20 protein-coding genes are annotated in these 25642 nt (G+C 58.8%); 14 read left to right on the top strand and 6 right to left on the bottom strand.

What is annotated here, in order from left to right:
* Positions 1–114: 114 nt before the first annotated feature.
* Positions 115–1374, bottom strand: a complete 1260-nt coding sequence (locus EOI86_RS17915) for an NAD(P)/FAD-dependent oxidoreductase (protein WP_127766831.1) — start codon at positions 1372–1374, stop codon at positions 115–117.
* 394 nt (positions 1375–1768) lie between these two features.
* Between EOI86_RS17915 and EOI86_RS17910 the strand changes: the two genes are divergently transcribed.
* The 7 genes from EOI86_RS17910 (at position 1769) to EOI86_RS17880 (ending at position 9701) form a co-directional block, all read left to right on the top strand.
* Positions 1769–2764 carry a TRAP transporter substrate-binding protein gene (locus EOI86_RS17910; protein ID WP_127766829.1) on the top strand — a complete coding sequence of 332 codons (996 nt, stop codon included), beginning with the start codon at positions 1769–1771 and terminating at the stop codon, positions 2762–2764.
* Between the two features lie 95 nt (positions 2765–2859).
* Positions 2860–3408 carry a TRAP transporter small permease gene (locus tag EOI86_RS17905; RefSeq protein ID WP_127766827.1) on the top strand — a complete coding sequence of 183 codons (549 nt, stop codon included), beginning with the start codon at positions 2860–2862 and terminating at the stop codon, positions 3406–3408.
* Between the two features lie 12 nt (positions 3409–3420).
* A complete protein-coding gene (locus EOI86_RS17900) occupies positions 3421–4725 on the top strand; it encodes a TRAP transporter large permease (protein WP_127766825.1) in 1305 nt (434 codons plus the stop codon).
* 101 nt (positions 4726–4826) lie between these two features.
* Positions 4827–6038 carry a chromate efflux transporter gene (gene chrA, locus EOI86_RS17895; protein ID WP_127766823.1) on the top strand — a complete coding sequence of 404 codons (1212 nt, stop codon included), beginning with the start codon at positions 4827–4829 and terminating at the stop codon, positions 6036–6038.
* A 79-nt stretch (positions 6039–6117) separates the two neighbouring features.
* Positions 6118–6960, top strand: a complete 843-nt coding sequence (locus tag EOI86_RS17890) for a DMT family transporter (protein WP_161973886.1) — start codon at positions 6118–6120, stop codon at positions 6958–6960.
* Positions 6961–7078: 118 nt separating this feature from the next.
* The gene (locus tag EOI86_RS17885) at positions 7079–8641 is read left to right on the top strand and encodes a trimethylamine methyltransferase family protein (RefSeq protein WP_127766819.1); all 1563 of its coding nucleotides are present in this window, start codon (positions 7079–7081) and stop codon (positions 8639–8641) included.
* Positions 8642–8717: 76 nt separating this feature from the next.
* Positions 8718–9701 (top strand): succinylglutamate desuccinylase/aspartoacylase family protein, encoded by a 984-nt coding sequence (locus EOI86_RS17880; protein ID WP_127766817.1) that lies wholly within the window; start codon positions 8718–8720, stop codon positions 9699–9701.
* A 104-nt stretch (positions 9702–9805) separates the two neighbouring features.
* Here the strand turns inward: EOI86_RS17880 and gloA are convergent, their stop codons facing one another.
* The 4 genes from gloA to EOI86_RS17860 form a co-directional block, all read right to left on the bottom strand.
* Positions 9806–10252 carry a lactoylglutathione lyase gene (gloA, locus tag EOI86_RS17875; protein ID WP_127766815.1) on the bottom strand — a complete coding sequence of 149 codons (447 nt, stop codon included), beginning with the start codon at positions 10250–10252 and terminating at the stop codon, positions 9806–9808.
* A 99-nt stretch (positions 10253–10351) separates the two neighbouring features.
* Positions 10352–10954 carry a TetR/AcrR family transcriptional regulator gene (locus EOI86_RS17870; protein ID WP_127766813.1) on the bottom strand — a complete coding sequence of 201 codons (603 nt, stop codon included), beginning with the start codon at positions 10952–10954 and terminating at the stop codon, positions 10352–10354.
* A gap of 151 nt (positions 10955–11105) precedes the next feature.
* Positions 11106–12326, bottom strand: coding sequence for a DUF1501 domain-containing protein (locus EOI86_RS17865; RefSeq protein WP_127766811.1), 1221 nt, complete (start codon positions 12324–12326; stop codon positions 11106–11108).
* Positions 12323–13684, bottom strand: coding sequence for a DUF1800 domain-containing protein (locus EOI86_RS17860; RefSeq protein WP_161973885.1), 1362 nt, complete (start codon positions 13682–13684; stop codon positions 12323–12325). The genes EOI86_RS17865 and EOI86_RS17860 overlap by 4 nt, the downstream gene beginning before the upstream one ends.
* Before the next feature lie 240 nt (positions 13685–13924).
* Here EOI86_RS17860 and EOI86_RS17855 point away from each other — a divergent pair, with 240 nt between their 5' ends.
* The 7 genes from EOI86_RS17855 (at position 13925) to EOI86_RS17825 (ending at position 24859) form a co-directional block, all read left to right on the top strand.
* Entirely contained in the window at positions 13925–16351 is a 2427-nt protein-coding gene (locus EOI86_RS17855) for a GcvT family protein (RefSeq protein ID WP_127766807.1), read from the top strand.
* A gap of 53 nt (positions 16352–16404) precedes the next feature.
* On the top strand, positions 16405–17412 hold the full coding sequence (locus tag EOI86_RS17850; protein ID WP_127766805.1) for an Ldh family oxidoreductase: 1008 nt from the start codon (positions 16405–16407) through the stop codon (positions 17410–17412).
* Positions 17413–17778: 366 nt separating this feature from the next.
* On the top strand, positions 17779–18480 hold the full coding sequence (locus tag EOI86_RS17845) for a glutathione S-transferase family protein (RefSeq protein ID WP_193555798.1): 702 nt from the start codon (positions 17779–17781) through the stop codon (positions 18478–18480).
* A 383-nt stretch (positions 18481–18863) separates the two neighbouring features.
* Positions 18864–19415, top strand: a complete 552-nt coding sequence (locus EOI86_RS24900) for a cold-shock protein (RefSeq protein ID WP_127766801.1) — start codon at positions 18864–18866, stop codon at positions 19413–19415.
* 225 nt (positions 19416–19640) lie between these two features.
* Positions 19641–20192 (top strand): PadR family transcriptional regulator, encoded by a 552-nt coding sequence (locus tag EOI86_RS17835; RefSeq protein WP_127766800.1) that lies wholly within the window; start codon positions 19641–19643, stop codon positions 20190–20192.
* 4 nt (positions 20193–20196) lie between these two features.
* Positions 20197–21441, top strand: coding sequence for an efflux RND transporter periplasmic adaptor subunit (locus tag EOI86_RS17830; protein ID WP_161973884.1), 1245 nt, complete (start codon positions 20197–20199; stop codon positions 21439–21441).
* Positions 21442–21499: 58 nt separating this feature from the next.
* Entirely contained in the window at positions 21500–24859 is a 3360-nt protein-coding gene (locus tag EOI86_RS17825; protein ID WP_127766796.1) for an efflux RND transporter permease subunit, read from the top strand.
* 36 nt (positions 24860–24895) lie between these two features.
* Here EOI86_RS17825 and EOI86_RS17820 read toward each other — a convergent pair whose 3' ends face one another.
* Entirely contained in the window at positions 24896–25474 is a 579-nt protein-coding gene (locus EOI86_RS17820) for a hypothetical protein (protein ID WP_127766794.1), read from the bottom strand.
* Positions 25475–25642: the final 168 nt, after the last annotated feature.

The following is a 25642-nucleotide window of genomic DNA, read 5'->3' as shown; positions in this document are numbered from 1 at the left end:
GGCAACCTATCAAGCGTTGTGGGATTTCCGTGTTTTCTAGGCTTTCGCCTGTGCGACAGGGATACGGCGATTTCGCGTCGCAGCCTTGCGCGGGATGCGGGGAAATACCTTCTGCTAGGCGAAACGAGACGGATTATAGGGGGCGGGGTCGATAATCGTTTCTTCGCCGGACATCATCTCCGCCAACAATCGTCCGCTGATCGGGCCTGTCGTCAGGCCAATATGGTGGTGTCCGAAACAGGTCCAGACCCGGTCGTGCTTGGGGGCTTTTCCGATGGCGGGCAGGCTGTCGGGCAGGCTCGGTCGGCGGCCCAGCCAGGGTTCGTCTTCCGTCGTGTCGCCCAGGGGGAAGGCTTGCCGCGCTTTCGGCAGCACGGCTTCCAACTGTTTCGGCGTCTTGGGATGATCGAAAGATGCAATCTCGACACCGCAGGTAAGGCGAATTCCGGCCGCCATTGGCGCCAACACGAAAGACCCATCCACATCGTTGATCGGCCGGTTGAGCGTGGCATTGCCCTCGGCACGGTAGTGCCGGTGATAACCGCGCTCCTCGAAGGCGGGCAAATTGGCGCCGGCGGATTCGAGTAAGCCGCCGGACCAGGGGCCCAACGCGACGACGATATGTTCGGCGGCCAGCGCCCTGCCATCATCCAGTTGGACGGTTGCGCTGTCGCCGGCTTCGCCGACGGCTTTCGCTGCGCCGATCTCTATTTTGCCGCCAAGTTTCTCGAACAATGCGGCATAGGCGGCGCACAACGCGCCCGGGTCGTCGACGCTGGCTGTATCCAGAATATGAAGACCCTTGGCATAGATCGGCTCCAAATTCGGTTCCAATTCGGCCAAGTCTTTGGGGTCCAGCACTGCATAACGGACCCCGTAGTGGTCCAGCATCTCGCGCTCGAAGGCAGTCTTTTCGAAGCTTGCCTCACTGCGATAGACCTTGATCCACCCACGTTTGCTCAAATGGCTGGTGGCGCCTGCCTCTTCCATCAGGGCTTCATGTTCCTGAACGCAGTGTTCGACCAGCGCGCTTAATCCTACGGACAAAGCGCGGTTTCGGGCTTTTGTCCCGTTCTTCAGGAAGGATGGCGCCCAGCCGAAAACGCGGGTCAGTGCGGAGAAGTCGAACCGAACAGCATCTGTTCCACCGGTCAGGATTTTGGGGATGTCGAAGACCATGCCGGGATAGCTCATGGGCAGGACCGACCCACGGCTGAGCACCCCCGCATTCCCATAGGATGTTTCGGCGCCGGGCTTCGTCTTCTCCAGCAAGGTGACGTCCCAGCCGCGTTTGCGCAGGTGGATGGCGCAGGAAATACCAACCATGCCTGCGCCAAGGACGATGGCGGTGCCTGTCTGTTCTTCGCCGGTCATGACTTTGTCAGTCCCACATTAGATAATGGAAATCCATGGGGCTCGCACTCCCCTTACGGCTGCTTAGGAAGGAATGGACGGATTGTCCAGGGTTGTGGCGTGAACGGTCCGTGGAGTTCTTCGGTTGCGGATAGGGATTTTTGATTTTAACGGCGATCCCCGCGATACCTTTTGGGTGTCGGAAGTCATTGCCTGCAGGGAATTTATGCTGTGACGAGTGCCGGTCCGGCGCCTCGCGAAGACGCCTCCGGCATCTCATTTAGCTTTTCGGGTTGCCACGTCCTAATCACAGTCTAGGATTTCTTCCAGACTTCCGTCGAAGAAAATCCGCGAAGGAAACACACCAGAACTGGGGGGCGGCGGAACGAGGGCTTTTCACTTGGGAGATCGACTTATGAGAAAACTTCTTACAGCTTCTGTAATGTCCGCGTCCTTGGCCTTTGCTGCCTTGACCATGGCCGTTGGATCGACATCGGCAAACGCCGAAAATTGGGACATGCCCACACCGTATCCGGAAGGCAACTACCACACCCAGAACGTCCAAGCCTTCGCCAAGGAAGTTGCCGACCTGACCGACGGCGGCCTGACCATTACGGTCCACAGCGGTGCGTCGCTGTTTAAAATGCCGGAGATCAAACGCGCTGTTCGGACATTCCAAGCCCCGATCGGTGAAATTCTGTTGTCGGCCTATGGCAACGAGAACGCGGTCTTCGAGGCTGACGGCATCCCCTTCCTCGCAGCTGGGTTCGACAATGCCTGGAAGCTCTACCAGGCGCAGAAGCCGGTGCTTGAGGAAGTGCTCGCGGAAGAGGGGCTGATGCTGCTCTACACCGTCGCTTGGCCGGGCCAGGGCCTCTACAGCAAGACGGCTGTAAGCTCGATGAGCGATATGTCAGGCGTGAAGTTCCGCGCGTATAACGCCGCGACGTCGCGATTGGCGGAACTGATGGGCGCGACCCCGACCACGGTCCAGTATGCGGAAGTCCCGCAAGCCTTCTCGACGGGCGTGGTCAGCGCCATGCTTACCTCGGCGACGACCGGTGTCGATGTGCAGTCCTGGGACTTCCTGGACTATTTCTACACAACCGACGCCATGCATCCGAAGAACGCCGTGTTTGTGAACAAGGCGGCCTTTGATGCCCTGCCCGAAGCACAGCAGAACGCCGTTCTGACCGCTGCGAAGAACGCGGAAACGCGCGGCTGGGAAACGGCGCGGAAGGCTGGCGATGAAGCCGCTGCCACGCTGGCGAAGAATGGCATGACCGTCGGCGCACCGGGCGATCAGCTCAAGACCGAATTCGGTGAAATTGGTAAGACGATGACCGGCGAATGGCTGGAAAAGGCCGGCGAAAAGGGTCAGGAAATCATCGGCGCCTACAACGCGATGTAATTCCAACTGAGGCCGCGGCGCGCTCGTTGTGATGGCGCGCCGCGGTTTCTTTTGCCCAGTAATCCCTCTTTTTCAGTAAAAGGAGGCCGGGAACAATGCGCCGAGTCCGCGTCGCGCTTGATTTCGTCTACAAGTTCTGTGGTGTCCTGGCGGCGATCGCGCTGGCGATGATCGGCGTCCTGATTCTGGCCCAAATCATCGGCCGGCTTTTCGGTGTCCTGGTCCCCGGCGTGAACGAGGCGTCCGCATTCCTGCTTGCCGCCACGACCTTCCTGGCCTTGGCCTATTCCTTCCGCGCCGGCAGTCATATCCGGGTGTCGGTGGTGCTGCATTATCTGCCGCCGCGCCTGCGCCACATTGCCGACCTTCTTAGTGTTGCCGTCGCGACCGCATTGATCGGCTACTTCGCCTGGTACACATGGAAGCTGGTGCAGGATTCAATGAAGTTCCAAGAAGTGTCGGATGGCCTGTTGGCCATTCCGCTTGCCATCCCGCAAGGCGCAATGCTGGCCGGGCTTATTGTCCTGGCGGTCGCGCTTGTGGAGGAGTTTTTCAACATCCTGTTCGGCGGCACACCGTCTTTCGACGACAGCCAGGACGTGGTGTTGGAAAAGCGCGACGATTCTTCGGCGGATCTGGTTTAGGGCTCGGGCGTCATGGATCTATTAACACAAGCACTCATCCTCACCGGTATTCTGTTCGTGTTCCTGGCTGGCGGGCTTTGGGTGGCGATGGCGTTGGCCGCGGTCGGTCTGGTCAGTATCACATTGAGTTCCAGCGCGCCGCCGGGCCTCATCATGGCGACCACGGTCTGGGGGTCGACCGCGACTTGGACACTCGCCGCGCTGCCGCTTTTCGTCTGGATGGGTGAAATCCTGTTTCGCACGCGGCTGTCGGAGGACATGTTCTCAGGCCTCGCACCCTGGATGGGCCGGCTGCCGGGCCGACTGATCCATGTGAACATTCTCGGCTGTGCGGTTTTCGCGGCGGTCAGCGGCAGTTCGGCGGCGACGGCGGCGACCATCGGAAAGATGTCGATTCCGGAACTGTCCCGCCGCGGCTATGACGAGAAGCTGATTCTCGGTTCACTCGCCGGATCCGGCACGCTTGGGCTGCTGATCCCACCCTCGATCATCCTGATCGTCTACGGCGTGTCGGCGGAAGTCTCGATCGTTCGGCTGTTCATCGCCGGCATCCTGCCGGGCCTGATGTTGTGCGGGCTGTTCATGGCTTATACGGCCGGATGGTCATTGTTGAACCCAAGCCGCACCCCTGCCTTCGACATTAAAATGTCGTTGCTTGAAAAAATCCGGGCGTCGGGGCGGCTTGTCCCGGTGCTGTCCTTGATCGTCTTCGTCATCGCTTCGATCTATCAGGGGTGGGCGACGGCGACCGAAGCCGCTGCCTGCGGAGTGGCCGGAGCGCTGATCATCTCCGCGGTTACCGGGTCACTGAGCTGGAAGAGTTTCATCGATAGTCTCATGGGCGCGACGCGAACCTCATGCATGATCATCTTCATTGTCGCCGGGGCCAGCTTCCTGTCGGTCGCGATGGGCTTCACCGGCATTCCGCGAACGCTGACCCAGCTGATCCAAGAAATGAACCTGCCGCCCTATGCGCTGCTGGCGGTTCTGACCTTGGTGTTCGCCGTTCTCGGTTGCTTCCTCGACGGCATCTCGGTGGTGGTTCTGACCACAGCGATCCTGTTGCCGATGGTGGAAGCCGCCGGTATCGACCTGCTGTGGTTCGGCATCTATGTCGTCCTGGTTGTCGAGATGAGCCAGATCACGCCGCCTGTCGGATTCAACCTGTTCGTCATTCAGGGGCTCACGGGCCGGAACATTTTTTGGATCGCCTATGCCGCTCTGCCGTTCTTCCTGCTCATGATCGTCGCGGTCGCGCTGATCGTGTTGTTTCCTGAGATCGCCACCTGGCTTCCGGGACAATTGAGCGATCGATAAGACGTTCGCCATCTCGCGGCACGACGGATTTGACGCGCGATGGTAACATTGTTCCGGTAGTAAGGTCGTCTTAGTGGGCCGACAGGATACAAGGGACACACATGCCTGAACGGAAGGCTTCCTCCGGCGTTTTCGAAATTCTGGTGATTTTTCTACGGCTCGGGCTGACTTCTTTCGGCGGGCCAGTCGCGCATCTGGGGTATTTCCGCACCGAGTTCGTCGAACGGCGGAAATGGCTGACCGATTCCCATTACGGTGAAGTGGTCGCCCTATGCCAGTTCCTGCCGGGGCCGGCCAGCAGCCAGGTCGGCTTGGCGCTCGGCCTGATGCGGGGCGGCTATCTTGGGGCCTTGGCGGCTTGGGTCGGGTTCACTCTGCCTTCCGCCGCTGTGATGATCGCGGTCGCCTATGGATTGGGTGGATCCGCGGATCCCCTGGTCGTCGGCTTGGTTCATGGTTTGAAACTGGTGGCAGTCGCGATCGTCGCCCAGGCGGTGATCGGCATGGCCCGTTCTCTCTGCCCGGACCGGGCGACGGCCGGTATCGCTTTCGCCGCCCTTGTCTTCTTGAGCTTGATCGGCGGTGCGCTGGCGCAAATCGCGGTTATCGTGGCGGGCGCGGTTCTCGGCTTGGTCCTGCTGCGCAAGGATCGGATCGCGGACAGGGCGGCAGGGGATGCAGATCCCGGTTTCTGCGTATCCAATGCAGTCGGCGGTGCCGCAAGTGTGCTATTCCTGGGATTCCTGTTCGGGCTGCCCCTAGCGCTTACCTTTTGGCCGAGCGAAGCGCTGTCTTTGTTCGAGGCTTTCTATCGGGCGGGCGCGCTGGTTTTCGGCGGCGGTCATGTGATTCTGCCCTTGTTGGAAAACGCCGTTGTCGGAAAAGGCTGGATGAACAGCGACACCTTCCTGTCCGGCTATGGCGCTGCGCAGGCGGTGCCGGGGCCTCTCTTCACGCTTGCTGCCTATCTGGGCGCCGCGGGGGATCAATCGCCCAATGGTCTGGCGGGGGGCGCGTTGGCATTGGTTGCGATTTTTCTGCCGAGTGTCTTTCTGGTGCCGGCGGGGCTTTCCATGTGGGCCCGGATACGCACGGCGCAATCGGCACGGTCGGGGGTGGCGGGGGTAAACGCGGCAGTCGTGGGCCTGTTGGGCGCAGCACTGTACGACCCGATCTTCGTATCAATCGTCCATCAGCCGCATGACTTCGCACTTGCCGCCGCCGGATTGGCGCTGCTTCAGGTCGGACGGGTCCATCCCATTCTAGTGGTGGTTTTAGGGGCGGCAGCGGGTATACTTTTGACAATGATTTGATAATCGTTGCGAGAGTGCCTTCTTCATGTCCTTAGCGTCGCGGATTAGCCTTCCCAAAGAAGTGTTGATCCTTCTTCCCATGCTGACCTTTTTCTGGGGTATCAACTGGCCGTTCATGAAAATCGGCCTGGCGGATATCCAGGTCATGGATTTTCGTGCCGTCAATATCAGTGCCAGCGCGCTCGGATTCCTGATCATCGCGCTGGTGAAGAAAAGGAATCTGATTCCAACCAAGCGCGATTGGATCGGATTGATTCCCGCGGCGTTTCTGAACATCACCGCATGGAACTCTCTGATTTTGTGGGGAATTGGCCAAATGGCGTCCGGCCGCGCCGCGATCCTCGGTTTCACGATGCCGATCTGGGCGACCTTGATCACCATCATTGTGATCAAGGAGCGGCTTACGGCACGGCAGATTTTCGGCCTCGCCGCCGGGATGTGCGCGATGCTGTTGCTGCTGGTTCAGGACTATAAACTAATCGGGCAGAACCCGATGGGTACGGCGAGCTGTATTCTGGCGGCCTTCAGCTGGGGGGCTGGGACGGTATTTATCCGCCACTACCAGTTTTCCCTGGCAACTTCCGCAATGACGGCCTGGCTCCAAGGGTTGGGCGTGGTACCGATCATCGTTATCGCCTATATGACCGTTGAAACGGACTGGGTGAATATAGGTTGGGCGTCGTGGGCATCGCTTGTCTACAACAGCACGGTTGCAGGGGTTTTTTGTTATTACGCGTGGTATCGCATTGCCGGGCAGATCCCCATTGTCGTGTCCACCGTGTCCACTTTGATGATCCCTGTCCTGGGTGTTTTCTCCGGCATGGTCTTGCTGGATGAACAACCCGGCGTTTATGAATTTTCCGCCTTATGTCTTGTTGTTTTAGCAGTATTTCTCGTCGTCATCCCCAGGCGTCAGGGGTAATGACGCACAGACTCTAAAACCGCGTCGCGAATTCGCGGGCGGGCGGCCGTTACTGCACGGATAGTGTGTCCTTTAGCATTCCCCTATGGGACAACTCCTTGCATACGGAAATCGGGACATGAGTGACGCTGAAGGCGGTTCGGAAGGCAGAAAGTCAAGGCGCGGCGGCGGTGGCCGCGCAGGTCGTCAGGCGGCGCGGGCGGCGGGCGGCGCTGTTCGTATCCCCTATATCAAGCGGGGGATCCCGACATTCGACCCGTTCAGCGACGATCAATTGACGATCGTCGAGGACAATGCGGATGCCATCCTTGCCGAAATCGGCCTCGATTTCCGCGGCGATCCTGAAACGCTGGACATCTGGCGCAAAGCCGGTGCGTCGGTCGATGGCGAACGCGTGCGCTTCGAAAAAGGGATGCTGCGCGAGATTATTCAGAAATCGGCGCCGGCCGAATTTACGCAATATGCCCGCAATCGTGAAAAGTCCGTCCAGATCGGTGGCAAGAACACCGTCCTGGTTCCGGCCTACGGTCCCCCCTTCGTGCGGTCCCTGGAAGGCGGTCGTCGATATGCGACGATCGAGGATTTCCGGAACTTCGCCAAGCTCGCCTATTCTATCGACGGTATTCATCATGCCGGCGGTACCTTGTGCGAGCCTGTGGACCTGCCGGTGAACAAGCGCCACCTGGATATGGTGCTGACTCATATGACCTATTCGGACAAGCCGTTCATGGGGTCCGTCACTGCGCCGGAACGTGCCGAGGATACGGTCGAGATGTGCAAGATTCTGTTCGGCGAGGACTTCGTCGATCAGAACTGTGTGGTCATCAATTTGATAAATGCCAACTCGCCGATGGTGTGGGACGACACCATGTTGGGCGCGTTGAAGGTCTACGCACGGAACAATCAGGCGACGGTCATCTCGCCGTTCATCCTGGCCGGCGCGATGAGCCCGGTGACAGTGGCAGGTACGCTGTCGCAAATCTTGGCCGAAGCCATGAGCGGGATTGCCCTGACGCAACTGGTGCGCCCCGGTGCGCCGGTCGTCTTCGGCACCTTCGCCTCATCCATATCCATGCAGTCCGGTGCGCCGACCTTTGGCACGCCCGAGCCGACCCTGGTTCTGTATGGTGCGGCGCAATTGGCACGGCGGTTGGGCGTTCCCTTCCGCTCCGGCGGTGGTTTGTGCGGGTCTAAGATTTCCGATGCTCAGGCGGCGTATGAATCCGCGAACACGCTTCAGAACGCTGCCCTCGCCGGGGTCAACTTCATGCTGCATTCGGCGGGGTGGCTGGAAGGCGGCTTGGTCATGGGATACGAGAAATTCGTCATGGACGCGGACCAATGCGCCATGATCCAGCGCCTTTTGGTCGGCCCGGACATGAGCGAGAACGGCCAGGGCCTATCCGCGATCCGCGAAGTGGGGCCGGGCAGCCATTATCTAGGCTGTGCGCATACCCAGGCGAATTTCGAGACTGCTTTCTATCGCTCCCCCTTGGCGGACAACAATTCGTTCGAGCAGTGGGAATCGGAAGGCTCGATGGATATGACGCAACGCGCCGCGATGCGGGTCGATCGTTTGCTGAAGAATTACGAAAAACCGGATATGGACGCGGGAACGGCCGAAGCGCTGAAGGATTTCGTGAAGCAGCGAAAGGAAGCTTTCCCGGACAGCAACATATAGCCTACCCTGTGGTGAAGAATACGGGGCCGCGCGCATACGCGGGCCCCGTCCTCACTTTTCAAACCCAGAGGGGCAAATGGTGTCCAACCCTATTCATTGTGAAGTCGATCTGACCGCATCCGGTAAGCAGACGGGTTTTCTGCGCCTGCCGCATTCGGTTCATCGGTCGGCATACGGTTTCCTACCCTATCCCATCGCGACCATCGCTAATGGCGACGGGCCGACGATCCTGCTGATGTCCGGCAATCATGGGGACGAGTACGAGGGGCAAGTCATCCTCTCCACCCTGATCCGGGAGTTGGAGCCCTCCGACATCCGTGGGCGCTTGATTTTCCTGCCGATGGCGAACTTTCCGGCCGCCATGGCTGGGCTGCGGACATCGCCCATCGATGCGGGCAACCTGAACCGCAGCTTCCCCGGCAACCCGAAAGGGAATCCGACCCAAGTCATCGCGCATTTTATCGAGTCGGTCCTGTTGCCCGATGCCGACTTTTTGTTCGACCTGCATTCCGGCGGCAGTTCGCTGCTCTATGTGCCGACCGTGATGCTGCCGCGTCACGGCGATGATCCTGCGGCTGAATTGAAGGAACAGATTGCTCGCGATTTCGGCCTGCCCTATGCGACGGTGTATGGTCGTGATGACGAGGCCGGCTATTCCTCTGCGGCGGGCTTTCGGCAGGACGTCGTGACATTTGCGACTGAACTGGGGGGCGCGGGCATGGTGAATCGGGCCTATGCGCAACTGGCCAAGACTGGTCTGGAACGGGCGCTGGTGCGCCTCGGCGCGCTCGACCGTGTGGTTGAAGCGCCCCAGACCGAAACCCGGATTTTCCTCAACGACAATCTGGTCTATGCACCGGAACCGGGTTTGTTCGAACCCTTGGCTGAGCCGGGCGATGCGGTGAAACCCGGTGATCCGGCGGCCTTGCTGCATTATCCGGAATCGCCGGGCCGTGACCCGGTCAGGATCGAATTCGATGTTCACGGCATTATTCTCGCCAAGCGCGTTCCGGCCCGGTCGGAACGGGGCGACTGCCTGTTCCACATCGGCTGCGACTAACGCTGTTTCAGCTGTCTGAAAAGCAAAACGCCCCGCCGGATCGGTCGGGGCGTTTTTCTTTTACGTGGCGGAGATCGACCCCGTAATTACCAACTACCGATAAATTACCAGCTGCCGGTGTTTTCCATTGATGCCCAAGGTTCCGCCGGCTCCCGCGAATTGCCGCGCTGCAGCAGTTCGAAGGAGATCCCGTCGGGTGAGCGAACGAAGGCCATGTGGCCGTCCCGCGGCGGCCGGTTGATCGTCACGCCGTTGTCCATCAAGTGCTGGCAAGTCGCGTAGATATCGTCGACGCGATACGCAAGGTGGCCGAAATTCCGGCCGCCGTCATAGTCTTCCGGATCCCAATTGTAGGTCAATTCGAGCATTGCGGTCCGTTCGGACTTTGCAACGTCGACATCATCCGGCGCCGCCAGGAAGACCAGTGTGAACCGGCCTTTCTCGTTATCCATGCGTTCCACTTCAACAAGGCCCAGCTTGTTGCAGTAGAAGTCGAGTGATTCGTCCAGGTCCTTCACCCGAACCATCGTGTGCATATACTGCATACCCATTCTGGAACTCTTCCTTTTCTTAGCCGGTGATTAAATGCGTCAGGGCAATGACATAGCTTTCACCCGCGCCCAAACCAAGGGTGGGTGCGAAAAAATCACCTATGACAAAACCTTCAGGCAAACGGTGCTGATCGTTTCTTCGAGCCGCTTCCAGCCATCTTCCTTGCTGATATCCATACCATTGAAGCTCTTGTTGTGGCGGGACCGTGCGGTCAGGTAATTGACCGATGCCGCCATCAGCGCGGAAAAAGCCATCAAATCGACTTCCGCCGGACCGGCATGGCCAAAGCGGCGGGTGAACTCCCGTCCCAAAGTCTCACGGACCTCGTCCAGGTGCTTCGTCAACTCGTTGCCGTCCGCCATTTCCCAGGCCAGGATTTCCAAGGTTACCGGTCGGCGGCGCAGCGCGGAAATCAGGTTGCGGAAGACGCGGGCCATCTGCTCGGCCGCCGGGCGGGCCCGATAGATGGCTTCCGGTTCGGCGATCAATTCCTCGACCCCCGGCCAAAAATCGCCATCTTCGGCATAGGCCTTGATCAGGCCTTCCAGGCCGCCGAAGTACCGATAGATCAGGACCTTGTCGACAGTCGCTTCGCGGGCGACGGCGTTGACGCCCATTTTTGCGAAACCGTCACGCGCCATGACCTGGCCGGCGGCTTTTATCAGTTTGGCCTTTGTGGCCTCTTTGTCACGGGATGCCATTTTCCCTCCCTCGACATGCCGCCTCTTTGCCGGGCGACTCTATCGATACCCCTAAAATACAAACACGCGGCACTGTAAACGCATATCGTAGTCACTGCCAAGTGACAGATTGTCTCGTTTCTGGACGTTCCGCTGGCCTGTGGACGTATTCCTACCGTATCAGGCCTGGTATGCCGGGCGCCGACGCGGTTCCTGGCAATACTGTCGTCGCGACTGTATTGCCGTTGATGCCCATGTGGTGAAACAAGGCCGTCTTAAACAGGCTGCGGGTATCGAAGCCAGAAGCGATCCCGCCGGTTTTATCCAGCTTGCCGTCCGAAAGCCCGGGCCATTGCCCGACTATTTTTCCTCCGGCGACGGCTCCGCCCAGCATCATCGCCGATGTGGCGAAGCCATGATCGGTGCCGCCATGGGCATTGGGTTTGACGGTTCGGCCGAACTCGCTTGCAACCACAACAACGGTTTCTTTCCAGGCCGGACCCAATGCGCTTGCCAGCACGGACAAGCCGGATGCCAGGCCGCTAAAACTGCGGGCGAGACGACCGTCCATCGCCCCTTGATCCCAATGGGTGTCCCAACCGTCCGCCTCCAGCACGGCAACGCGCGGCCCGTCGTCCGAGGCGAGCAGTTTCCCGGCCATGGCGGCGGCGATCGGCAGAAACTGTGCCCTGTCCGCCCCACGGCCTGACTGAACGTCTTCCGCCGTCACGGTGTCGGTGGTGCGCTGGCGGTCGCGTTCACCCTGCACGATCATGCTGCTGAATAGAGTGTCGTCACCATAGAGAAGTTGCACCTGCCGGAAGAATCCGGGATTGCGATAGGGGCGCGGTGGCGGCGTTGCGGCTGAGGCATTACCCGGCCCCCGCAAAATCAAGGGGACGTCATCGGAAACGGTGACCCCTTTGCCTGTTGCGCTGCCAAGGGCGCCGACGGCACGGTTCAGCCAGCCGGTTTTCGATCCGCCGCCGGCCGACCCGGTTTCCAAGGCGTCCTGGGCAGCGAAATGCGACCCGCCGCGATAGTCGGTCACCGCCGCCGGTGCGATGACGAGTTCGCCTGCCGACCAAAATGCCAGAAGGTCCTCCGCCGCGGGGTGCAGCCCAAAGGACCCATCCAAGTCCAGTACACCGCCATCCGTATTCGCGCGCGGAAGGGCCAAGCCCGCCCGCATTTTTGAATAGTCGCTGTCGCCGAATGGCGGGAACAACGCCAGGCCATCCAGCCCGCCGCGCAGAAGAACGACGACCAACCGCTTGTTTCCCGGCGTTGCGGCAACGCTGAATTTCACACCTTGCGCTGCGATGACTGTTGCGGCGGCCGCGCCGGCCAGAACCGTCCGCCTGTTGGGAATGTAGGGCGTATGTGCGGTCATCGGCGTTGAAACTCCGGGCTGGCATAAAGCAGGGCCAAGGCTTCGACCTCATCCCGGGCGACTCTAAGGCGCCTATGTGTCGCCGGCTTCAGCAGTGGGCCAAGGACGTCCAAGGCAAGGTCCGGGACGGATTTGCCATCCGGCGGGCGCGTGATCCCCGCGATTTCGGCGCACCATTCAACGCGTTCCAACAGCAGTTCCGGCGTAATCCAAGAAAGCGAGGAGTAGGGCCAGCCATCCGGGGTTGGCGCCTGGTATGGCGGCTGGCCCAGCATACGGATGGCGTTCAGGATTCGGCGGCCGGATCGTGACCTGACATCCAGCGACCTCAAGACCGACAGAACCAGATCCGTCGGCGATTTGACCTTCCGTTGCTCGGAAACCCAAGATTCCGGCGCCTCGACAAGACCGCGCGCCATGCCGTCGGCGCGTCCGCCACCAACGACGAAACCGGCAAAAATCCCGCTCGCCAATCCCGGGTCGGGTTCGTCCACAACGAAGGCCTGCGCCATCTTATGGGACAGGTTCTTGCCCGTTGCCGCGGACCGAGCCAGATGATCGAGCGCCGCTTCGCCTTCCAGAACCCCGGCACTTGGGAATGTGCGCCTGAGGAATTCCTTGAAATTGCCTTCATGCCAGCTGTCGCGAAACGCGAACTCACCACGCGTCGCCGGGTTGTTCACGCCGACGGTCCATCCGGTCAGCATGTGGGCAAGCGCGCGCACATCCAATTGTGTGTATCCGGACCCTTCGCCAAGGGTAAAATGCTCCAGCAATTGCCGGGCAAGGCGGTCGTTCAACGGATTCTTGCGGCCCCGCCCCGCCACCGAATTCGGTCCGAGCGAGTTCACATTGTCCAGATAAATCAGCATTGCGGGATGAGACACGACCGCATGCAGCATGGTGTAGAAGCTGTTGAATATGTTGGGGCGGATGGCTTCGCGCTCAAACGCCGCAACCAGCGGCATCACCGCGGGTTTGACCATCGATACGGTGAAATGGTTTGTCCAGAAACGGACCAGGCGTTCGATGAAAGGCGTTGGACTGTTCAAGGAAACGGCTAGATGGGTCGCTGCTTCGTTCAGGGCGCGCTTGCGGGCTTCCTGCCGGTAGACGCGCATGGAGGAGCGCCCCTTTTGGCGGGCGGCGAGCATGTCGCTCAACAAATCCTTGCTGTCCGGCAAGCTCTTCAGGGCTTCGGGCAGCGGGTCCGAGATCATTTGGCTAAGCAACCATTCCCGGGGTTGGTTGCCGATCTGCAGCAATTCCTGCGGACGGGCGCCATAGCCGAAGCGGGTGGCAGCAATGGCTGCACCTACTTCATGGTCTTCGAAAGCTTCCGGAAATTCCCGAACCATTTTTTGTCCCGATCCCGAACCGTCGTTCGACATCATGTGCTGCACAAACTGTTCCAGATACGACGCATGCACGTCGAACCGACGCTACGAACCGTCGCCTTTTGACCTTTGTTCTTCCCACAGTTCAGTCACATGATTCCACCGGGTAAGGCACGGTCGAAATGAACTGGCCTTATCGGAAATCTGCCGGGCCTTGCACCGGTCGTACAATGTTTCCTCGGTCCAGGGAGGTCCCTCCGCATGAAATCTCATGTTCAGGTCGCCGTCATCGGCGGCGGTGTCGTCGGTGCCAGCGTACTTTACCATCTGACCAAAAAAGGGTGGCGGGACGTCGTGCTGATCGAGCGGTCGGAACTGACCTCGGGCTCCACCTGGCATGCCGCGGGTGGGTTTCATACGCTGAACGGCGATCCGAACATGGCCAAACTGCAAAGCTATACGATCGACCTGTACAAGGAGATCGAGGAGATCAGCGGGCAGTCCACGTCCTTCCATCTGACCGGCGGCATGTTCATGGCCTGCACACCGGAACGGATGGAGGCGCTGAAGATCATGCAATCGAAAGAACGATTGCTGGGGATCGAGACGGAGCTGTTGGACGCGAGGGAGGCACAACGCCGCCTGCCGATCATGGACCCTGACCAGTTTCTTGGCGCTCTCTATACGCCGCTTCACGGCCATCTCGATCCGTCGGGTACGACCCATGCCTATGCAAAGGCCGCGCGGATCAACGGCGCTGAAGTCTATTTGCGGAACCCGGTCACCGAACTTGTGCAGCGGCAGGATGGCACTTGGGACGTCGTCACCAAGGACGGCACGATCCATGCGGATCACGTGGTGAATGCCGGTGGTCTATGGGCGCGGGAGGTCGGCCGGATGGTCGGACTCGAGCTGCCCGTCCTGGCGATGGAACATATGTACCTGCTGACCGAGGACATGCCGGAAGTCGCTGAAATCAACGAATCGACCGGTGCCGAGGTCCTGCATGTGATCGATCCGGATGGCGAGATCTATATGCGCCAGGAACGCGGCGGCATGCTGATGGGAACCTATGAGCGTGCCGGCGTTCCGTGGTCGACCAAATCCACACCATTGGATTTCGGGCATGAATTGCTGGCCCCCGACCTCGACCGTATCGCGCCGTCCTTGGAAGTGGGCTTTGCGCATTTCCCGGCCTTTCAGCGCGCGGGCATCAAACAGATCATCAACGGTCCTTTTACCTTTGCGCCGGACGGCAACCCGCTGATCGGCCCGGTCCGCGGATTGAAGAATTACTGGTGCGCCTGCGGTGTCATGGCGGGGTTCAGTCAGGGAGGCGGGGTCGGATTGGCGCTTTCCAACTGGATGGTGGACGGTGATCCGGGGTTCGATGTTTGGGGCATGGATATCGCCCGGTTCGGCGATTGGACCACGATGGCCTATACGAACGCCAAGGTGCGCGAGAACTATTCCCGCCGCTTCAAGGTCACCTTCCCGAATGAGGAATTGCCGGCTGCACGGCAATTGAAGATGACCCCGATCTACGATCGATTGAAGGCCCGCAACGCTGTTTTCGGGGCGTCTTACGGTCTGGAGGTCCCGCTGTGGTTCGCGGCTGAGGGCGAAGAGCCGGTGGAAAAAGTGACCTATTACCGGTCCAACGCGTTTGAGCGGATCAAGGCCGAATGTCAGTCCGTCCGCAACGGCGTCGGCCTGACGGAAACCTCGAGTTTCGCAAAATACGAAGTGACCGGTCCGGATGCGGAAAGCTGGCTTAGCCATATGCTGGCGAACAAAATGCCGAAGACCGGACGTCTGACACTGGCGCCGATGTTGAACCATCAGGGCAAATTGATCGGCGATTTCACCGTTGGGAAACTGGCGGATGACCGTTTCTTCGTCTTTGGCTCCGGTCTGGCGCAACAGTATCATATGCGCTGGTTCGAACAGCATTTGCCGGAGTCCGGTGTTTACATCCGTTCGCACGATCTGGGGCTTTGCGGCCTTTCGCTCGCCGGTCCGAAAAGCCGGGATGTTTTGGCGGAGCTGACCGATACGGACCTGTCGAACGACGGTTTCAAGTTCATGGATTTCCGGTCGATCGAAGTCGGCATGGTTCCCGTCTTGGCCGGACGGGTCAGTTTTACCGGCGACCTTGGCTACGAATTGTGGGTTAAGCCGGAGTTTCAAGCCCGCCTGTTCGATACATTGATGGAGGCAGGCGAGGCATTCGGGCTGACGCTGTTCGGAACACGCGCCATGCGATCCCTTAGTCTGGAAAAGGCCTTCGGTTCCTGGGCGACGGAATACCGGCCCATCTACGGCCCCTTTGAAGCCAATCTTTCCCGGTTTGTGGATTTGAAGAAAAACGACTTCATCGGGCGGGATGCCGCAATGAAGGAACAGCAGGACGGACCGGCGAAAAGCCTGGTTCTTTTCGATGTCGATGTGAAGGACGCTGATGTCATCAGCAACGAGCCGATCCTGCATGATGGCGCGATAGTTGGCTATGTGACTTCCGGCGGTTACGCTCACCACGTCGATAAATCCGTGGCGCTCGGCTATGTGCCGACGGCGCTGGCCGGGAATGGCGGCGGGTTTGAAATCGAAGTTATGGGTGAACGCCGTCCAGCATCCATCCTCCCCGACCCGCCCTTCGATCCGAAGGGAGAGCGTATGCGGGGGTGATCGCCGGGCCGAGCGGTTCGCCGTATTTGTTGCCGTATCGGACGAGGGGGATCATGACCGACGTAAATCTGACGCTAGAAGACGCCGACGCTTTGGTAATGCGCGTGTTGCGCACAAATGGGTGCGACGAGGCGAACGCACGGGCGGTCGCCGACACCGTAATGGCGGCGGAACGCGATATTTGCCATTCGCACGGGATATTCCGGATCCCCGGCTATGTCGCCTCGTTGAGAAGCGGCAAGGTCAACGGCAAGGCGGCGCCGACGGTCAAGCAGATTGCCCCGGGCGCGCTTCAAGTCGATGCCGATCGCGGTTTTGCGCCCCTGGCCCTTGAACGCGGACGGCAGCCCTTGATCGATCTGGCGCGGGAGCAGGGAATCGCCGCGCTCGCGGTCAGGGATATGCATCACTTCGCGGCATTGTGGGTGGAGGTTGAGCCAATTGCCGAAGCTGGCCTTGCTGCCTTTGCTTGGACCGCAGCCACGCCGATGGTTGCGCCGGCGGGCGGGACCAAACCGCTTTTCGGGACGAACCCGATGGCCTTCGCCTGGCCGCGAAAAGACGGATCTTCCATGGCATTCGATATGGCAACGGCTGCCACCGCGCGCGGCGAAATCATGATCATGGCGCGCGATGGGAAACAGGCACCTCCAGGTGCCGGGATCGATGCGGAAGGCAATCCGACGACCGATCCGAATGCAATTCTGGCCGGGGCGCAATTGCCTTTCGGCGGATATAAGGGATCGGCGATTTCGATGATGATCGAATTGCTGGTCGGCGCGCTGATCGGTGACAAGTTAAGCTTCGAAGCGGGTGAAGCGGATATCAAGGACGGCGGGCCGCCTCCGGGCGGGGAGTTGATCATCGCGATCGATCCCAACCGTTTCGGCGATCCCGATGGCTGGCTTGCGCATGGGGAAAAACTTTTCGACGCGATGAAGGCGCAGGAAGGTTTGCGGCTGCCCGGGGAAAGGCGCCACCAAAATCGCCTGAAGACACCGTCGGAGGGGATATTCTTGCCTAAGTCATTATACGACACCGTCTGTGGCTTGGAGGCCTGAGGCCACGAGGACCGGCGCAAAAAAGAGGCGAAAAAGCCCGGCCTTTGCCGGGCTTTTCATTCTCAACGCACCCACTGGACCACATGATTGTTTTCCCGCGGCGCGCTGCGAGACGGGCACTTCCAATATCTGGACGGTGACAGCCAATCGTTCGAATAAATATGGTCGTCGATGACCCCGTGATGACCCCGTGATGACACAGGTCGAAAACACCAAGTTGTGATCTCAATAAGCTTAGGTTGATAATGGAATGAACGTTCCATTATACTTGCGCTTATGAGGCTTGATGGGGGGAGGCTGGCGATGTCGGATCCGATGCGCCAGCCTCATTTTACAAATTGCCGTTGGTTCTGAGGAGTTATTTTGATGACGATTACCCTATACGATCTTGCCGGTGCCGAGGATGATCGGCGTTTCAGTCCGTATTGCTGGCGCATCAAGATGGCTCTGGCTCACAAGTCGCTGCCGGTAAAAGAAGTTCCGTGGCGGTTTACCGAGAAGGAAGCGATTGGGTTTACGGAACAGGGGCGCGTTCCGGTGATCGTGGATGACGGCAATGGCGGCAAGGCGATATGGGATTCTTGGGCGATCGCCGAGTATCTGGATGAAGCCTATCCGGAAAAGCTTTTGTTCACGGAACAGTCCGGAAAGGCGGCGACATATTTCCTGAAATGCTGGGTTGAGCGCATTGTGCATCCGGGCGTCGTGAAACAGGTATTGGTCGATATCTACAACCACCTGCATGAAAAAGATAAAGACTACTTTCGAACCTCCCGTGAAAAGGTGTTCGGTATGGGGCTCGAGGACGTCGTGGCCCCGGCGGATGAGATCTTGCCGGAATTCCGGGCCTCCTTGGCGCCGATGCGGGCCGTTTTCGAGCGTTTCGACTTCCTGGGTGGAGATAGTCCGGCTTTCGCGGATCACATCGCTTTCGGACCTTTTGCCTGGGCGCGTGCGATTTCCGCAAGGAAACTGCTGGAAGAAGAAGATCCGATTTATGCGTGGCGGGAGCGGATGCTCGATCTGTATGACGGTTACGCCAGATTGTCCCCCGGCTATGACACCTGATTTTAATCCGTATAATCAGGGGACTGGTCCAAAATGATCCGGTCAGGACCGGTAAAAGGGGGGATTCCGTAAATTTTGAGTGCCATTTTTTCTTTCGGTTACACCATTGAGGGCGCTTTGAGACGCCCGGCCGAAGGAAATGGCATGTTCCGCTGGGCAACCATCGGCGGTTGTCGTCCCGATAGCGGCGGCATCCCCCAATTTTTTAGCCCAGGCATATTAGCACCGTTGCAAGGATGCTACACAATCACGCTATTGCCGCGCGGAATACGAAGACTAGGGAGATACCGTTGCGGCGGTAGCCTATTCCGCTCTATGCTGTGAATGTAACCGTGTAGTGCAGGGCTGCCGGTGTGTTTGGGGGCTGAAGGTTAAAAGATAAGATGGATCGTAGACTTCCTCCTGCCGTTAGTGATGAGAACGTGACGGCAACTGTAAAATGGTTCAACGCTACGAAGGGTTTTGGTTTTATCATTCCTGAATCCGGTGGCCGGGACATTTTCATTCATGCTTCGGTGATTGCTGAGACTGGAAATTCGGAACTTCCGGAGGGCGCGACGCTTGTCGTTGACGTGATGGAAACCACCAGGGGCAAGCAAGTCGCTAAAATTCATTCGGTGGACATGTCGACCGCGCAAGCGCCGGTTTCCCGCGGTGGCGGCTTCGCTCCAAGCGAACCGCGCGGCCGGGGGCCAAGCGATATGGATGATCGGGATGCGCCTGTTGGGCCGCCAATCGAAGGAACGATAAAGTTCTTCGACTCCGGTAAAGGCTATGGCTTCATTGTGATGGACGACGGAAGCCGCGACGTGTTCGTTTCCGCCCGTACGCTGGAGCGGAATGGCCTTATGTCGGTTGAGCCGGAACAACGTGTCCGTGTGACTGCCCGCATGGGTCAGAAGGGCCCGATGGCGGAAAGCGTCGAATTGATCTGACCGGTTGCGGCGTTCTTTGCGCTTCTCCGCTGCGCTGATTGACCTGTATTGAACGGTCAATTGGAGCGGCGGGACGTGCCTATTTGCACTATCACGTTTTTGTGAGCGTTTCGTGTGGCGCAACCCAGGCGTGGGCTGTCATGGCCAAAGGGTTGTATCGGATCGATATAATTTTCTTGAAAGCGAAGTTTTGTAACCCTATATCAGCCCGATATAGGGGGTCCAATGGATATCAAGACCAGTTGCCTCGGCGTATTGGCGCTTCGGCCAGCCAGTGGCTACGAAATACGGAAAGCGTTTGAAGAAGGTCCGTTCAGTCATTTTGCTGAAGGCGGGTTCGGTTCTATTTACCCTGCGCTTAGCAAACTGACCGGGGAAGGGCTGGTCACTTTCGAAGTGGAAGCCCAAGAAAAACGCCCGGACAAGAAGATCTATCAAATCACAGATGCGGGCCGCGCGACCCTCGTGGAGAAACTCTGCGAAAAGGCGCCGGACGATGACAAGTACAAATCGGATCTACTTTTTATTCTGTTTTTTGCGGGTCAATTACCTGCTGACCGCATCCGGAATGTCATAGACGACCGTATCGCATTCTATCAGGCAAAGCTGGATCATTTGAGCGAATGCGGTGGCGCCGGCGAAGGCAGCGCACCGGATTTGGTCAGAGGATTTGGTGTCACAGTGTATAGCGCGGCGATGTCATACCTTCAGGACCATCGCCAAGACTTCATCAAACTGGCGGATGACAACAGACCCGCCGCCGACGCCGCGGATTGAAAGCATGACCGAACATTTAAGCAAGATTGATGGGCCGAACGCCGAACGGGTGCCGAGCGGCCCGGCTACGGAGAGTGACCCGAGGCCAAAACAGCAGGCCACGCCGAAACGACGTCGAGTGAAGCCGTCGATTGTGATCGCTGTTTTGCTGGCGGTCGTTGCAACAGGATGGATCCTGTCCGGAAGCCTTCCTTCCCTGGAAGGGCAGGGCGCCGCCGGAACGGAAGGCGCTTCTGCGCCCGTGGCGGCGGCCGACGTGGCGCCGCAGCACAAGGAAAAAAAGGTCCAGTCCGTTCGCGTCTATGAGAGTGTGGCCCAAACACGTAGCACGACATTGCGAATAGCCGGGCGAACCGAAGCCTCACGCGAAGGCCGCTTGATGGCGGAGACGGAGGGCGCAATCCGGACCCTCAACGTCGAGGAGGGCGATACGGTTGCCGCCGGGCAGCGGATCGGAACGATCAAGGAAGACGAACGGAACGCGGTGGTCCGTGAAGCCGAGGCGCTGTTGAAACAGCGGGAAATCGAATATTCGGCCGCAGCGAAACTGGCGAGCAAAGGCTTTCAGTCCGAAATAAGCAAAGCGACCTCCCTTGCTGAGATGGAGGCGGCGAAGGCCGCCCTTGACCGGGCCCGGATCGATTTGGCCAAGACCCGGCTATCAATCCCGTTCGACGGTGTCATTTGGACAAAGAACGTGGAGCAGGGTGATTTGGTGAAGGTCGGCGACATTATTGCAACCGTTGTGGATTTGGATCCGCTCCTGATCGTCGCCAACGTTTCGGAACGCGAGGTCGCGGCCGTGACGGAAGGGGCCTTGGCCCGCGCAAAACTGATTACGGGCGAAACGGTGGAAGGGATAGTCAGTTACATCTCACCACAGGCGGAAACGTCGACGCGGACTTTCCGAGTAGAGGTTGAGGTTCCAGATACGGCCAATCGATACAAGGCCGGTATAACGGCGGAACTGTTACTGCCGCTGTCTGAGTCCGAGGCTCACCTGATCTCTCCCGCGCTTCTGACTTTGGATGATGCGGGGCAGGTCGGGGTGAAACTGGTCGAAGAAGGTGACATTGCCAGGTTCGTGCCGGTCCAAATCTTGGAAGACACGCCGGACGGCGTATGGATCCAAGGATTGCCGCGCCGGGCAACGCTGATAAGCGTCGGGCAGGAATATGCCGCCGATGGCGAAAAGGTCAGCCCCGTTCCCGATACGGTTTTCGTGCCGGAGACGAATGGCCGATCCTGATCGGGCCGCGCGCTTGGATATTCTTTAGACGGACCCGGCAGCGGGGAGCAGGAAGCACATGTCTTTGATCGATGCCGCATTGAGCCGTTCCCGAACGGTGTTGAGTCTGCTGCTTTTCATTCTGGTGGCGGGCTTCGTCGCCTATCAGGCGATTCCGAAGGAAGCGGACCCGGATATCAATATTCCGATCGTCTATGTATCTATGCATCATGAAGGTATTTCACCTGAAGATGCCGAACGCCTGCTTGTGCGGCCGATGGAAAAGGAACTGCGCTCAATAGAAGGCGTGAAGGAATTGCGGGCCACCGCCTATCAGGGCGGCGCCAACGTCATATTGGAATTCGAAGCCGGTTTCGACGCGGACGCTGCCGTTACGGATGTTCGGGAAAGTGTGGATCTGGCGAAGCCGGAACTGCCTGGCGACACGGACGAACCGGAGGTCCACGAAGTTAATTTGAGCCTTTTCCCGGTCCTGAATGTTACGTTGTCGGGAGATGTGTCGGAACGGACATTGCTGCGGCTGGCGCGTGATTTGAAAGATGAAGTCGAAGGTATTCCAGAAGTCTTGGAAGCCAAGATTGTCGGCGACCGGGACGAGTCGGTGGAACTCGTCATCGATCCCGTTCTTCTCGACAGTTACGAAATCCGCGCGGATGAATTGCTGCAGGCGATCTCGCGCTCGAATGTGTTGATCGCGGCCGGCACCTTGGATACCGGACAGGGTCGGTTTGGGATCAAACTTCCCGGGTTGTTCGAAGATGTCACCGACATTTTGGACATGCCGATTAAACAACAGGGAGATGCGGTCGTCAGGGCGCGGGATATCACCAGCGTCAAGCGGACCTTCAAAGACCCTGCCACATTTGCCCGCATCGACGGCGAGCGCGCCCTGGTGCTGGAGGTGTCCAAGCGAACCGGCGAAAACATCATCGAAACGATTGCGAAAGTGCGCGCGGCGGTAACGGCTACCAGCCAAGGCTGGCCGGACGGTGTGGTGGTCGGATACAGCCAGGACCAGTCCAAGAATATCCGACAGATGCTGACGGACCTTCAGAACAACGTCATGTCGGCAATCCTGCTGGTCATGATCGTCATCGTCGGCGCGCTCGGCGTCCGTGGCGGATTGCTGGTTGGTATCGCGATTCCCGGCTCATTTCTGGCCGGTATTCTGGTTCTGTACTCGATCGGTCTCACGGTGAACATCGTTGTGCTGTTCAGCCTTATCCTGGCGGTCGGTATGCTGGTTGACGGCGCTATTGTCGTCACTGAATACGCCGACCGGAAATTGGCGGAAGGACTCGACAAGCGGGAGGCCTATGGCCTCGCCGCGAAACGGATGGCCTGGCCGATTATCGCATCCACGGCGACCACGCTTGCCGCTTTCATGCCTTTGCTGTTCTGGCCGGGGGTGGTCGGTGAATTCATGAAGTTCCTGCCCATTACGCTGATCGCCACCTTGGCGGCCTCGCTCGCCATGGCGTTGATCTTTGTGCCGGTCCTGGGGGCAAACCTTTTGGCGGTCACCAAGGCCTTTTTCGCCGTGGTGATGTCGGCTGCCCTGGCCGGCATTGCCGCTAATATCGTTCAGACCTTTGCCCCGGATGTGCCGCCCGTGCTGCCCGGCGCCATCGGTTTCTTTGTCGGTCTATACCCGGGATGGAAGCTGGGGGGCTGGATCGGCCACGCAATGGAAGGCACGGGCGGAAACGCCGACAGTGCGAAGACATTGTCCGGCGATGCTGATGCGGAAGACTTGGACAATGTCGGGGGTTTTACCGGCTTTTACGTATCGATCTTGAAAGTCGCTTTGGCCCGTCCCTTGGTCGTCCTGTTCCTGGCCGTCGGCGCGATGGGGGCGACCTATGTCAGCTATGGCATTTACGGCAAAGGCGTAGAATTCTTTCCCGAGGTTGAGCCCGACCAGCTTATCGTAAATATCCACGGGCGCGGGAACATGTCGGTTTTCGAACGCGATACCCTTGTTGCCGAGGTCGAGCAGGAAGTGCTCGACATCCAGGAAGAGCATGGTGAGTTCAAGACCATCTATACCTCCAGCGGTCAGTTCGAGGCGCGCGACGAGGAGGCCGAAGATATTATCGGCAAGATTCAGCTTGAATTCGTGGATTGGGAAGAGCGGCGCCCCGCCAATACAATCAAGGCGGAAATTCGTGAGCGGACCGCACATCTTGCCGGAATCTTCGTTGAGGCCCGCCAGCCGGAAGCCGGTCCGCCTGTAGGCAAACCGGTTCATGTCCAACTGTCCTCGCGGGATCCGTCCCTGCTCGCCGATGCGGGCAAGAAGGTTCGGGCTTTCATGGACAGTTTGCCGGGCCTCCGCGATGTGGAAGACTCCAGTCCAATCCCAGGAATCGAATGGGAATTGACTGTCGATCGCGCACAGGCGTCCAAATTCGGTGCCGATGTCTCTTTGATCGGGAACTTCCTTCAACTGGTCACAAAAGGGCTGAAGGTCAGCGACTACCGTCCCGACGATGCGGATGACGAGATTGATATCCTGGTCCGTTTCCCGGAGGAATTCAGGACGCTTGAACAGCTTGACCGAATTCGCATCGTGACGGCGCAGGGATCGATTCCGATCGGGAATTTCGTGGATCGTTCGCCTGAACCGAAAACCGGCCTTCTACGTCGTGTGGATACCAAACGGATTGTCTTCGTGCGGGCCGATGTCGAAGACGGTGTGCTGCCCAACGACAAGGTTAAGGAAATCCGGGAATGGCTGGAAACGGCTGGGTTGTCGAACCAGATCGACGTCACCTTCAAGGGTGAGGATGAGGAGCAGGCTGCGGCCCAGGCCTTTTTGATGAAGGCCTTCACCGTCGCCTTGTTCATCATGGGCATCATCCTGGTAACGCAGTTCAACAGTTTCTATTCCGGGGTACTCATTCTGTCCGCGGTCGTTATGTCCACAGTGGGTGTGCTGCTCGGCTTGATGGTTATTCAAGAGCCGTTCGGGATTGTGATGAGCGGTATCGGTGTGATCGCGCTTGCCGGAATCGTGGTGAACAACAACATCGTCCTGATCGATACCTACGATCACCTTGCGACGATCGAAAAGGACCTGAAACTGGCAATTTTGAAGACAGGCGCGCAACGTCTGCGGCCGGTGATGCTCACGACAGTGACGACCGTCCTGGGCCTGATGCCGATGGTGTTGCAGACGAATATCGACTTCATCACCCGGCAGGTTTCCACCGGTGCGCCATCGACGCAGTGGTGGGTACAACTGTCGACAGCGATTGTCTTCGGCCTTGCCTTCGCCACGGTCCTAACGCTTGTCGTTACGCCCAGCCTGCTGATGTTGCGCGCCAGGGTCATCATGCGGCGCCGTGACAAGGCCGAGAAGCAAGAGCATGCCGATGTCGATGGTGGGACGCCTCTCCAGGCGCCGGCGGAGTAGGGGATTTACGGGGGAAAGCGGAAAGCAGAGGCGGCCCTAGTCGAACAGGGCGTCGATGGCCGATTGGTCCATGACGACTTTCTCTTCCTCGTCTTCCCCTTCTTTGTGGCTTGGAACATCCAGCACCGGAATGCTTTCGTCCATCGCGGCGAAAGCGGTCGCGGCGGCGCCTTCGACACCGTTGATGATGCCGCTGCACCGGTCGATCATTTTTTGCAGCGCCTTGCTGGCGGTATTGCAAATCAAGCGCGTGCGGTCCGCATCTTCCGCGGCGACGGCATCGTCGAGCGCCGTAAATGTTTCCTCGACCGTTTGATCCATGCGCCCGACGGTCATTTCAAGTGCCTTGCGATCCTCTTCCAAGACTTGCTCGTAGGCGGCGATTGCCAAGTCTTTATGCGTGAAGGAAGAATCCTGGAAATGTTCGGCATAGGTCTTGGGGCGCCACTCCTTGGTCTCGTCCAGCATTTCCGGCATGTCCGGGATGAGGTCGAGCATCATGACCAATTCGTTGAAGTGGTTCAGGTAGTCCGTGGACAACAAGGTTTCTGAATTGATCGTGGTATTCTCGACCAACTTTCGAAACGTGCGCCTAAACTTGAACTGATCTGACAACGACCTTCCCCGGCCAAAATGGCAATCGAATCACAATAACTGTAAGACTTATCCAGAATTTTCAAAGAAAAATACGACCTTGCTTTAAGCAAGGCAGCCGATCTGGGCCGCGTGCTACCGGGCGGCTCAGTCTTTGTTCCCAAACCGTGGATGCTTTAATCGGCGATG

The sequence above is a fragment of the Hwanghaeella grinnelliae genome, from assembly GCF_004005845.1.
Taxonomy (GTDB): Bacteria; Pseudomonadota; Alphaproteobacteria; order UBA8366; family Aestuariispiraceae; genus Hwanghaeella; species Hwanghaeella grinnelliae.
The sequence above is the reverse complement of the archived record's forward strand: the minus strand, read 5'-3'. Positions and strand labels throughout refer to the sequence as shown.